9 protein-coding genes are annotated in these 12,200 nt (G+C 61.3%); 6 read left to right on the plus strand and 3 right to left on the minus strand.

All coding sequences use genetic code 11. From position 1 onward, the window contains the following. On the plus strand, positions 1 to 3,557 hold a 3,557-nt coding region (locus I5M_RS24980), incomplete at its 5' end, for a vitamin B12-dependent ribonucleotide reductase (RefSeq protein WP_022723894.1). 256 nt (positions 3,558 to 3,813) lie between these two features. Here the strand turns inward: I5M_RS24980 and I5M_RS32460 are convergent. Further along, positions 3,814 to 4,101: a hypothetical protein gene (locus I5M_RS32460; RefSeq protein ID WP_148287958.1), complete on the minus strand. Its 288-nt coding sequence runs from the start codon at positions 4,099 to 4,101 to the stop codon at positions 3,814 to 3,816. A gap of 243 nt (positions 4,102 to 4,344) precedes the next feature. On the opposite strand from I5M_RS32460, the gene I5M_RS24995 reads away from it, so the two are divergent. Beyond that, positions 4,345 to 6,459, plus strand: coding sequence for an AIPR family protein (locus I5M_RS24995; RefSeq protein WP_022723897.1), 2,115 nt, complete (start codon positions 4,345 to 4,347; stop codon positions 6,457 to 6,459). On the opposite strand, the gene I5M_RS25000 is transcribed toward I5M_RS24995, so the two are convergent. Together I5M_RS25000 and I5M_RS25005 are read right to left on the minus strand one after the other, a co-directional pair. After that, complete coding sequence (locus I5M_RS25000; RefSeq protein WP_022723898.1) at positions 6,456 to 8,288, minus strand: ATP-binding protein; 1,833 nt, start codon at positions 8,286 to 8,288, stop codon at positions 6,456 to 6,458. The genes I5M_RS24995 and I5M_RS25000 overlap by 4 nt on opposite strands. Before the next feature lie 12 nt (positions 8,289 to 8,300). Then, entirely contained in the window at positions 8,301 to 9,584 is a 1,284-nt protein-coding gene (locus tag I5M_RS25005) for a DNA double-strand break repair nuclease NurA (protein WP_022723899.1), read from the minus strand. Positions 9,585 to 9,695: 111 nt separating this feature from the next. Between I5M_RS25005 and I5M_RS25010 the strand changes: the two genes are divergently transcribed. The 4 genes from I5M_RS25010 to I5M_RS32930 form a co-directional block, all read left to right on the plus strand. Further along, positions 9,696 to 10,100 carry a very short patch repair endonuclease gene (locus I5M_RS25010; protein ID WP_031337495.1) on the plus strand — a complete coding sequence of 135 codons (405 nt, stop codon included), beginning with the start codon at positions 9,696 to 9,698 and terminating at the stop codon, positions 10,098 to 10,100. Positions 10,101 to 10,341: 241 nt separating this feature from the next. Then, complete coding sequence (locus I5M_RS25020; protein WP_022723902.1) at positions 10,342 to 10,656, plus strand: hypothetical protein; 315 nt, start codon at positions 10,342 to 10,344, stop codon at positions 10,654 to 10,656. 86 nt (positions 10,657 to 10,742) lie between these two features. Then, positions 10,743 to 11,816, plus strand: a complete 1,074-nt coding sequence (locus I5M_RS25025) for a DNA cytosine methyltransferase (RefSeq protein WP_022723903.1) — start codon at positions 10,743 to 10,745, stop codon at positions 11,814 to 11,816. Between the two features lie 84 nt (positions 11,817 to 11,900). After that, positions 11,901 to 12,200 (plus strand): hypothetical protein (locus tag I5M_RS32930; RefSeq protein ID WP_210161628.1); only part of this gene is annotated, 300 nt, incomplete at its 3' end.

A 12,200-nucleotide genomic window follows, 5' to 3' on the forward strand; every position in this document is an offset into this window, starting at 1 on the left:
CCGGCGTCGCCGCGCGCCTGAAGAAGGTCGAGGAAGAGACCGTGCCGTCGTGGCTGTGGCGCTCGGTGCCCGACACCGACGCTTTGTCCGCCCTGCCCGAGAACGAGCGCTACATCAGCGAACAATCCTCCAAGCAGGTGTTCGACCGCCTCGCCGGCTGCTGGACCTATTGGGGCTGGAAGGGCAATTACTTCGCTTCCGAAGACGCCGCCCGCGCGTTCTACGACGAGCTGCGCTACATGCTGGCGATGCAGATGGTGGCGCCGAATTCGCCGCAGTGGTTCAACACCGGCCTGCACTGGGCCTACGGCGTCGACGGCCCCGGCCAGGGCCACTACTACGTCGATCACAAGACCGGCAAGCTCACCAAGTCGAAGTCGGCCTACGAGCATCCGCAGCCGCACGCCTGCTTCATCCAGGGCATCGAGGACGACCTCGTCAACGAGGGCGGCATCATGGACCTGTGGGTGCGTGAAGCCCGCCTGTTCAAATACGGCTCCGGCACCGGCTCCAACTTCTCGCGGCTGCGCGGCGAAGGCGAGCGCCTCTCCGGCGGCGGCAAGTCGAGCGGCCTGATGAGCTTCCTGAAGATCGGCGACCGCGCCGCCGGCGCCATCAAGTCGGGCGGCACCACCCGCCGCGCCGCCAAGATGGTGGTGGTCGATGTCGATCACCCGGACATCGAGGCCTATATCGACTGGAAGGTGAAGGAGGAGCAGAAGGTCGCCGCCCTCGTCACCGGCTCCAAGCTCAACCAGAAGCACCTCAAGGCCATCCTCAAGGCCTGCGTCAATTGCGAAGGTTCGGGCGACGACTGCTTCGATCCCGAGAAGAACCCTGCCCTGCGCCGCGAGGTCAAGCTGGCGCGCCGCGCGCTGGTGGCCGATGCGATGATCAAGCGCGTCATCCAGTACGCCAAGCAGGGCTACAAGGACATCGACTTCCCGATCTACGACACCGATTGGGATAGCGAAGCCTATCTCACCGTCTCCGGCCAGAACTCCAACAACTCGGTGTCGCTGAAGGACGACTTCCTGCGCGCCGTCGAGACCGACGGCGACTGGCAGCTGACCTCGCGCACCAACAAGAAGGTCGTGAAGACGCTGAAGGCGCGCGACCTGTGGGAGAAGATCGGCACCGCCGCCTGGGCGTCGGCCGATCCCGGCCTGCACTTCAACACCACGATGAACGACTGGCACACCTGCAAGGCGTCCGGCGACATCCGCGCGTCGAATCCGTGCTCGGAGTACATGTTCCTCGACGACACCGCCTGCAATCTGGCCTCGGCCAATCTGCTGTCGTTCTACAATGTCGAGACCGCCAGCTTCGACCTCGGCGCCTTCGAGCATCTGTGCAAGCTGTGGACCGTCGTGCTCGAAATCTCGGTGCTGATGGCGCAGTTCCCGAGTAAGCAGATCGCCGAGCTGAGCTACGAATTCCGCACCCTCGGCCTCGGCTTCGCCAATATCGGCGGCCTGCTCATGACCATGGGCCTGTCCTACGACTCCAAGGAAGGCCGCGCGCTGTGCGGCGCCCTCTCCGCCATCATGACCGGCACCGCCTACGCGACCTCGGCCGAGATGGCCGCCAAGCTCGGCGCCTTCCCCGGCTACAAGAAGAACGCCGCGCATATGCTGCGCGTCATCCGCAATCACCGCCGCGCCGCGCACGGCGAGAGCCGCGTCTATGAAGCGCTGTCGGTCAATCCGGTGCCGCTCGATCACGCCTCCTGCCCGATCCCGGACGCCGTGGCGCACGCCAAGGCGGCGTGGGACCGCGCCCTCGAGCTCGGCGAACTGCACGGCTACCGCAACGCGCAAGTGACCGTGGTGGCGCCGACCGGCACCATCGGCCTTGTCATGGACTGCGACACCACCGGCATCGAGCCCGACTTCGCGCTGGTGAAGTTCAAGAAGCTGGCCGGCGGCGGCTACTTCAAGATCATCAACCGCGCCGTGCCCGCCGCGCTGCGCGTGCTCGGCTATCCCGAGCACCAGATCGAAGAGATCACCGCCTACGCCGTCGGCCACGGCTCGCTCAGCAACGCGCCGGCCATCAACCACACCACCCTGGCGGCCAAGGGCTTCACCGGTGAAGCCCTTGCCAAGGTCGAAAAGGCGCTGCCGACCGCGTTCGACATCAAGTTCGCCTTCAACAAATGGACGTTCGGCGAGGACTTCCTGAAAGAGACGCTGAAGATCGACGCGGACAAGATCGCCGAGCCGAACTTCGACCTCCTCGCCGCGCTCGGCTTCACCAAGCGCGAGATCGAGGCCGCCAACATTCACATCTGCGGCGCCATGACGGTCGAAGGCGCGCCGCACCTCAAGCCCGAGCACTACGCGGTGTTCGATTGCGCCAATCCCTGTGGCAAGATCGGCAAGCGCTATCTCTCGGTCGAGAGCCACATCCGCATGATGGCGGCGTCGCAGCCGTTCATCTCCGGCGCGATCTCCAAGACCATCAACATGCCCAACGACGCCACGGTGGAGGACTGCAAGTCCGCCTACATGCTGTCGTGGAAGCTGGCGCTGAAGGCCAACGCGCTCTACCGCGACGGCTCAAAGCTGTCGCAGCCGCTGCAATCGCAGCTCATCGCCGACGAGGACGACGAGGACGATATCGATACGTTCCTGGAGAAGCCGATGGCGGCGCGTGCCGCGCAGGTCTCCGAGAAGGTGGTCGAGCGCCTGGTCGAGCGCATCGTGGTGATGCGCGAGCGCGAGAAGATGCCGGACCGCCGCAAGGGCTACACCCAGAAGGCGGTGGTCGGCGGCCACAAGGTGTACTTGCGAACCGGCGAATACGACGACGGCCGGATCGGCGAGATCTTCATCGACATGCACAAGGAAGGCGCGGCGCTGCGCTCCTTCATCAACAACTTCGCCATCGCGGTGTCGCTGGGTCTGCAATACGGCGTTCCGCTGGAGGAGTATGTCGACGCCTTCACCTTCACGCGGTTCGAGCCGGCCGGCCCGGTCCAGGGCAACGACTCGATCAAGTACGCCACCTCGATCCTCGACTACGTGTTCCGCGAACTCGCCGTCAGCTACATGGGCCGCTACGACCTCGCCCATGTCGATCCCAGCGAGACCGGCTTCGACGCCATCGGCAAGGGCGTCGACGAGGGCAAGGCGCCGGAAGGCACCGCCTCGGCCGGCCACGCCGCGGCGACCAAGTACCTGTCCAAGGGCCTGACCCGCTCGCGCACCGACAATCTGGTGGTGATGCGCGGCACCGCCACCGGCCACGCCCCGGCGCCGGCCACCACCGCCCTCGCCGCGTCCCGCGTCGGCGACGTCCTCGACGGCGCCACCGCGCTGAAGCAGGAAGTCCAGACCGAGATGTCGCCGACCGAGCGACTCGAAGCCCTGCAATGGAGCAAAGCCACCACCGCCGCCACGACCGCGACCCCCACCAAAGCCGAGCGCCGCGCCGAAGCCAAAGCCAAGGGCTACGAAGGCGAGATGTGCTCGGAGTGCGGCAACTTCACGCTGGTGCGGAATGGGACTTGTATGAAGTGTGATACGTGCGGGTCGACGACCGGCTGTAGCTAACTACCACTTCCACAAGTTGCTGTGTAAACGCTGGCATAGGATGGCCGTATTCAGCCAAAGTGCGCCGCAAAGCACCCCAAAGATAGACCGCATCCCTTTGCGGTAAAAAGAAACCCGCCGGAGACGGCGGGTTTTTTTCAAATGGCGCCCGGCCGGACGATTTAGCACCCAGTGGAGCAGGCCCGCTGCGGCCACGGGGAAGCTGCCGATCACGATCTCCTTGTGAAACGGTATTGCCATTACGTGTACTTCTCTTTCATTCAATCGTCGGTGTGCGGATCAGGCCGTCGCGAACGGTGCCAGCTTGCTCTTCGAGATTGTCCAGCAGAGGAACGATCTCACTCGCGGGAAGATCAAATACATCGCTGGCAGGAAGATTCCGAACGGCGACGACGTGAACAAGCTGATAGACGTGATGCTCTGGAACGGCAGCTTGGGCGTGCTCGACAACGGGGCGCCTCGGTACATTTTCGACGTGGGTTACACACGGCAATACCTCGCCTCGCTCATCCGTGACAACGACAGCGCCGAATTCGTCCTTCACCCGACGCTTGTGGCGACGGGGGGTTAGGCCCGACGCAGCCTTCGCGAGGTCCGGGCCGAGATGCCGCGTCGCCGGCGCCCCCGCACTTTCACGGGAAGGATAGAAAACCCTGGATTTGCGCCCCACAAGCTTCTGTTTTTCCACCGGAAAAGCTAGATTCTGTCAAAGGATAGGCCTATGAGGCTCACCTGACAGTTGCATCCTGCGACTTCCGCGTGACAAGTTCTGCAGGCAGGGGGAAAAGTGTCTGAGCAGCGGATCACCACGATTGAGGAGGAGAAGGGGAGCGAATTCTCTCGGCGCCTTGACGCGGAAGTTGCAAACAAACTGACCAAGGAGTCTCCTGACGACGATGAGATCCAGGCAGCCTTCGCGGAAGTAGCAGGAGCGTATATCGCCCAGGACGGCGGCCTCCCCGAATTCGTGCCGTGCACGATCAATGAGCGCGTCGGTCGCAACAAGGTGACCGTTCGGGGATACGCGCCGATCGACGACACCGGCACCCTTCGCCTGGTTACGACCGCCTACCAGCAGGACGGCGGCGCTGTAGCGAAGACTGAATTCGAAGGACTGGTCCGTCACGCCTTCAACCTGGTGACAGTGGTATCAGCCGGCCGAGAGCTCGACGAGCGTCCTGAGGTCGTGGAACTGGTCAAGCACATCAGGGACCACCTCGGCGAGCTGAAAGAGGTCCAAGTCATCGTCGCTTCCAACGCCCGGATCGACTGGGCAATCTCGAACGCCGAAGGCGCCGGTATCTCATTTCGGAGCGAGCAGTACGACATCGACCGCCTCTACCGGATTTCCGATGTCACCATTCGTCGCTCCGACATCCAGGTTGATTTTGAACAATTGCTCGGAAATGGTGTTCCCTGCATCGAGGTGAGCGGCAAGGACTACAACTACAAGACCTATCTGCTGACGCTCGACGGGGAAACGCTCTACAAGATCTTCGAGCGGTACGGTTCGAAGCTCTACGAACTCAACCTGCGCTCATATCTCCAGCCGAAGACCGGCGTGAACAGGAAGATGCTGGAGACGATCAAGACCGCTCCTGTGCGCTTTCTCGCCTACAACAACGGCATCTGCGCAACTGCCGACGTTATCGAGGCGGGTCTCGAACACGGTCATACCGTTATCAAGAAACTGATCGGCTTCCAGATCGTCAACGGCGCGCAGACCACCAGCACGATTCATCGGGCTCGGAAGGCCAAAGAGGACGTCACCCAGATCCATGTCGCGGTGAAGCTCACCAGGGTGGATGCGGACGATCTGGAAGAGTTCATTCCTCGGATCACCGAGTATGCGAACACGCAGAACCCCATCAAGGCGGCAGATCTGCAGTCGAACATCAAGTTTCATCGCCAGATCGAGGATCTGTCGAACGACGTGTGGTGCCCGGACGGAGTAAGCCGCTGGTTCTATGAGCGCGCGCGTGGGAGCTATGAAGCAGCTTACATTCGGTACGGCACCACCCCGAAGAAGAAGAAAGAGTTCCGCGAGGAATGTCCGAAGGACAAGAAGTTCGGAAAGACTGATCTCGCGGCCTACATGATGGCCTGGAACTGCGAGCCGCAGAAGGTATGCCTCGGAGCTCAGAAGAACTTCAATCAGTTCATGAACAAGCTCGATCAGTTCTTGCCGGGAAGGCAGGATCCGGATCAGCAGTTCTACCGCGACCTGATTGCCAAGGGCATCATCTTTGAACGGGCGGCTAAGGCGGTACGAAGTGCAGGCGTTCCCGCTTATCGTGCCCAAATCACTGCCTATCTCGTCGCTCGCTGCGCACTCGAGTTCAAGGACTGCTTCCGACTCGATCGCGTCTGGCTCGAGCAAGGTCCGTCGGACGAACTGGCCGATCTATTGCAGCAATGGGCCACGGTCATCCAGAAGGCGGTCGTAGGCTCCGCGAACGGTCAGAACGTCACCGAATGGTGCAAGAAAGATGGTTGCTGGGAGGCGGTGAGCAAAGCCAAGCTGATCGCGAAGGAATTGCCGCCGGAGGCGCTGCCCGAGGATCAGGATCCGTTGCTCTCGGCTCCCCCTCTTTCAGACGCCGTGACTTCAGTGCCGCACGTTAACGGACAGCCCGTCAACGGCACCAAGGTCGCGGAGGTCGACGCCGGCAACATCGAAGACGTCGAGCTGTGTCGACGGCTGAACGAGCGCGCCTGGACGCAGATTGCTGTGTGGGCCGCAGAAACTCGAGCACTTAGCGATTTCGAACGCAAGATCGTGGCCACGATGCAGAATATGGCCGTCGGCGGATGGAGAAAGAATCCATCTCCCGCCCAGGCCAAGCACGCCGGTCGGATCGCCCGGCACGCGATCAGCCATGAAGTGGTCAGACCGACCTAGCGCTTGCGCTTGCTGACGACGCTGAATTTCAGTTCGGCCGGCTCAGCTTTCGGCCCGTTGCCCTTTTTAGCCTTGGCTCCCGAGATCGAAGCGTCAGCGCTTTTGCCCGACGCAGTTTCTTTCGCAGACTTGGGCTCGGTTTCCACGAAAGCATTGCGGTTGCGTGCTCGAGTTGCCTTCTCGTCCCATTCGGCGGCGGCTTTCAGGAAGTCCTCGTCGCCGATCTTCGAATTCTTGAATTGCTCGTCGTGCTGGACCTTCACGAGCAGGGGAAACTGCACGGCCTGCCCCGAAACGATACCCTGACCTGGCCCGAACGTCTGAAGGATGTTTGCGTCGGATTCGGAAAGATTTTCCATCACAGAGCGGACGAAGCTCTTGTCCTTCGGATTTACTAGCCGCAGGACAAGGAAGCTGTTGCACTGCGTCAGGATCGTCTCATCAAGGCGCGCGGGCCGCTGGGAAATGATCATCAGGCCTGTGCCAAATTTTCGTCCCTCTGTGATGACCTTGCGAACGGTCGCCAGCGAGGGGGTTTCGTCGGTCCCCTCCTGGCGGCTGGGGATGAAGTTATGGGCCTCTTCGAGAACGGTCTGGAACGGAGGTATCCTGTTGGTCAGCGACGCCCGATGCGAAAACAGGGCATCGAGCACGATCGACACGATCGTCGACTGCGTCAGGTGATCGTAACCGGCCAGATAGAATATTGAGACCTGTTTCTTCCGGACGATGTCTTCGGGGTCGCGCTTCGGATCCGGCATCTCGCTGAAGACGTAGTCGTCCTTCAGCCTCTCGACGAGGGCCTTGTTGTTCTGCTCCATCTGCATGAGCGCGCTCAGAACGAAGGTCAGAGAGCGTTTGACCGCATTGATCGTGCTCGCACCAAACTTCTTGGGAGAGTCTTCGGACTCTGCCTCGCTGTCCTTCCGTTGGAGCTTGTTGAAGGTGTTCTCTGCGTGCTCTATGAGCCTCCGGATGTAGTCCGAGGCCTTCATGCCGTCGACCACGTTGTTCTCGGTCACCAGCTTGTTAAAGAAGTCGTGCTGTGCCTCCGTCATCTTCTTACCCATCTTGGCAAGGAGATCGGACACTATGGTGACGTTCTCTTCCGAGACCTTCATCATGGGATAGAAAAGCTTGACCTCGGTGCCGGGCGGCAGCTTTGACCGATGTTCTTGGAGACCGAGATAATCGCCGTGAGGGTCGAAAATCACGATGGGATAGCCATGTTCGATGAGCGCCAGGATGATCCGGCGGGCTGCGACCGTCTTTCCGCCCCCTGTCATCGCGAGAATCGCGAGGTGGCGTGACACGACCTTGTTGGCTGCAAAAGAGACGTCCACGTCGGCGCGCCCAAGAAGCGTCCCGACGTGGAGCTTGGGCGCGTTGTCCTGTCCAGCTCCAAGCAGCTTCCGAATGCTGGCTGCGGGCGGATTGACGACTCTTGCTGCGGGCTGCACCGGATATGTGAGGGGAGAAAGATCCGCCCTCGCCCCGGAATCCGCTCCAGAAGACCCTAGGATGAGTACCTCCGCGTTCAAATAATCGCGGCTGGTGGAAAGCACCGTGTTGATCAGCTCGAGGTTCTGTTCGGCCAGTTCCTGTGCGGCCTCGGCAGGGAAGAAAGGGTTGTGCCGATCGATCGAGACGATCCGCCCCCAAATGATCGCGTCTTCGTGCTTGCGGCTGTCATCCGGGATTTTGGACAACGTCGCGACGATGTCGCCGACCTTGGCGCGGAGGCTGCGCAGGATAAAGCGGTAGCTATCGGTCGAAGTATTGCCGACGACAGTGCCGATCATGTTCTCTGGGTCGGTGATCCACGTCATCTCGATCGCCTCTTATGCCTTGGGCCTGAAGAACCAGTCTCTGCTGCTCACAGAAAGCATCTTGATCGCGTATTCCTGGAGTCGCCGATCATCCTGTTCGAACGCCTTTCTGAGCAGTACGGCTTTATGCCCGGCGCCGATTTCCCTGCTGAGCCAGCTAGGCACCTTCGCGTACTTGTCGACGATGTCGAGCGCCACCGGGAAGCCATAGCCAGGCAGCAGCCGAGCAGTCGCCAGGATCAACGTCATCGCCTCCTGGTAGTCCTCGGTCCCCTCGAATGTCTCCACCCTGAAGGGGCGAACCGTCTCGGAAGGTTTGAGGTAGGTCGTCAATGGATTGGGATAGAACTTGAGACTCTCCTCCCAATCCTTCGGCCACTTGTTGCTGGGCTCCTGACGGGGGACGACTTTCGGTTCGAGGTATTCACCCGGACCAAGAATAACATCGAGTATCTGCGTGTCCGACAGATCGTACTTCCGCAGCAAAGCGTTGCCCGCGGCGTAGTTCTTGTCCGGCAGGTCGCCGGCCCGGTTCATCTCCTCAAGAACCCTCAGGAGCAGCGCGCGGCCGCCCCCATCGCGCTCGACGACGCCGAACGCCTGCGTTGAGCAAGCCTTCACCCGCTCGAGGACTTCGCGGTACAGCGGCACGAAATGACGCTTCTCGCTCGGCACAGGAGCACCGAACAGTTTTTCCGCCGTATCGGCGGTAAAGAACGGAAAGCCCGGTGGCCCATAGGGAGCGGCGGGATTGATCAAGGGGCCATGCACTAGCACCGTCTTCACGTCGGACCGTCTGCGGATCAAGGCAAGCGCCGCAGCAATTTCCGAGATGATCCTGGCCGCATCGCGCAGCTTGGCTCTATCGCCGTAGCGGTCTTCGAGGTCGTCAGGTACGGCGAACGTGGAGGGACTCTCAGCGTACAGATCGTCCACAATGGAGAACTCGATCTTGAACTCCTCGCGGCGGTCCGTTTCATCTCCCGGCCGCACCACGTAGCTCCCTACCCGGATGCCGAGAGGCGATGCCCCCGGCAGGTCGATGGAGGCCACGCCGCCGTCGACGAAGCCGAATGCCCGGCCCCTCTGTCGAGCCCAGAACTTGGCCGGCTCATATTCGGCCTTCCGTATGAGGCCGTTGCTCCGGAGGAAATGGCTAAGCTTCTCGGCCAGGTTGCCGACGTGTTCGATGAAGGCCTGCTCCAGGCGCGGCCCATCTGATCGCGCCACGCGCAGCATGTTCACAAGGAAATCTCCTTGTGTGAGCTTGCTTTCGAGCCGATCGTGGACTTCCATGCCTAAAGTGCCCCCTTATTCTAATTCTCCTATCTATCAATGACTTACGCAAGCCGTTCCAGGAAAAAGGCGGTGGGAGAACCTCCGATTCGACTTCACCGGGGGGACATCATGAGTCCTGAGACCCGGAGCGCCCTGATGTCCAGGATCCGGGGCAAGGGCACTAAACCCGAGCGTGCGGTAGCGGAACTCATGGCCGGCGCCGGCCTGCAGTGGGAAGAGCATTGCAAGGACTTGCCTGGGCGCCCCGACTTCGTGCTGCGAGACATCAAGGTCGCGATCTTCGTCGACGGAGATTTCTGGCACGGCTGGCGGTTTCCCACGTGGAGGCTGAAGCTCTCTGAGCACTGGGAAAGCAAGATCGAGGGCAACATCAGGAGGGACCTGAAAAACTTCCGCGCTCTCCGGAGGGCGGGCTGGAAGGTGGTCCGCCTCTGGGAGCATCAGGTCCGCAAGTCCCCTTCCCTATGCCTCGAAAAAATTCTGTTGGCGAAGGACTCCCGCGACCTGGCGTAATGCGGGTCGGCCTGGCATGGTGACCCGACACAAACGGCAGATGGTCATGTCCGGCGATCAGAGCACTTCATCAAACGGCGAATGGGAGCCGATATTCGACGTTCCTGACAATCTGCGTCGGGACGGGTCGAACTACGTGGAATAGATCTGTTCGCTCCTCGACGACGGCATCGAGATCCCGCTGGCCGGATCCTTCGCCGACCTGCAGACCGACGCGGGCGCCCCCCTGCTCGACGCCGACATGGCCGCCCACCTGGACGAGCAGATGAAGACCGCCCGACTCGCCGCGGCATCTGTTAATCATGATCTTCAAGACGTCATCACCTGCTGCAGGGCGGAGAATATTGATGCCGGCGCACTAGCCGACGAGCTCGCGAACAGTTTTTTCGTCCATCCAGAAAGGGCCACAGCACGTGCCAAGGCGCTCGGAGAGATCTGCGAAACTGCCGAGGAGTTCTGCAAGGACGCCATCTACCTCAAGGCCGCTCTCGCGAACAATCCAAAGATCCCCCGCCCGCTTCGCCGAGCCTCGAACTGGGCCGTAGGCAGTTCTTAATCCGCGTAAACCATGTTCGTTCGCCGAGTGCGATCGCTTTCTGAACAGCTGATAGGTAAGGCGCCCAAACGCCAAAAGGACTGCAAATGAAGGCAATTGATCTCTTCTCCGGCGGTGGTTGCGGCAGCGCTGGTGCGCGACACGCCGGCCTCACCATGGTCGGAGCCGTGGACGCCTGGGATATCGCTGCTGAGACGTATCGGTCCAACTTCAGGGAGGCCGAAGTCGTCAACACGCGGTTGTCCGACCGCAGCGGTCCGGAAATCTTCAGTCGCGTCAGCAAGGTCGACATGCTGATCGCCTCCCCTGAATGCACCCATCATTCGATAGCGCGCGGCAACAAGCCGGTCGACACCGAGAGCCAGCGCTCCGGCTGGTACGTGATGAACTTCATCAAGAAGTTGGATCCGCGCTGGATCGTTCTCGAGAACGTCACGCCGATGCGTCATTGGCCCGGTTTCGACGACCTGATCACCACCCTGAAGAAGACCTACCATCTCAGGATCGAGCCGCTCGACGCCGCCGACTTCGGAACGCCGCAGAACCGAAGGCGGCTTTTCATCGTGGGCGACAAGCTGGGCACGCCTTCGGTGGTGAAGCCGATCATCCGGAGCGAACGTGACGCTTGGAGCATCCTTGACCGGGTGGGCACCTATCCGGCCGAACCCGTCTACAACGGCAAGCGGGCCGCATCGACCATCGAGCGCGTGGAGCGTGGCATTGCTGAACTCGGACGCAAGAAAGACTTCCTGATCGTCTACTACGGCTCGGACCGCGCCGGTGGTTGGCAGCGTCTCGACCGTCCCCTACGTACGCTTACGACGCTGGACCGCTTCGGACTCGTTCAGTGGGTCGACAATGCTCCCACTCTCAGGATGCTGCAGGTCCCCGAACTCAAGCGGGCGATGGGATTGACGCATCTCAAGGACCATTGCGGCGAGGGCGTGAAGTTTGAGCTCGATCACGGAACGCGCCGGGACAAGATCAAGGTGCTTGGGAACGGCGTCTGCGCGCCGGTGATGCGGGCAGTCGTCGGCTCCCTCCTGGGCGGGGGAAGCGCCGATGTGCTCGATGAAGAGATCGCACCACGCCGGGTCCGCTCGGCCGCCGCAGCGGTCCGGATCCCGTGCAAGCGTTCGAAAAAAGTAGTGCGTCAGTGATAGACGAGCGCTGATCCCGCAGCCGCTCCGTGACGAACCGGGCAAGCAATGCGCGCCACTCGGCAAACGAAGCGCGGAGGAAGCGTGTCAAAGGGACGACTAATACCGTTCACGGAGGCCGCTCGGTCTCCCCTGATTGTCGATGCCATCTATCAGGGTGATCGCAAGGGTAGCGCAGCCGACGATCCGTTGCCCAGGCTGTTGGACGTTTCAAACCAAGGCGGCTTTAGATATCGTGGCAGCCTCGACAATCCCAGTCTCGTCGCCCTGAAGACTTCGCTCGATGATCCGGACTGGCCCGATGCCATAGACCAGGAGAGCGGCACTTTCATCTACTTCGGCGACAACAAGAAACCGGGTTGGGCCTGCAGAAACGCGCCGCTC

The sequence above is a fragment of the Rhodopseudomonas sp. B29 genome (genome assembly GCF_000333455.1).
Taxonomy (GTDB): domain Bacteria; phylum Pseudomonadota; class Alphaproteobacteria; order Rhizobiales; family Xanthobacteraceae; genus Rhodopseudomonas.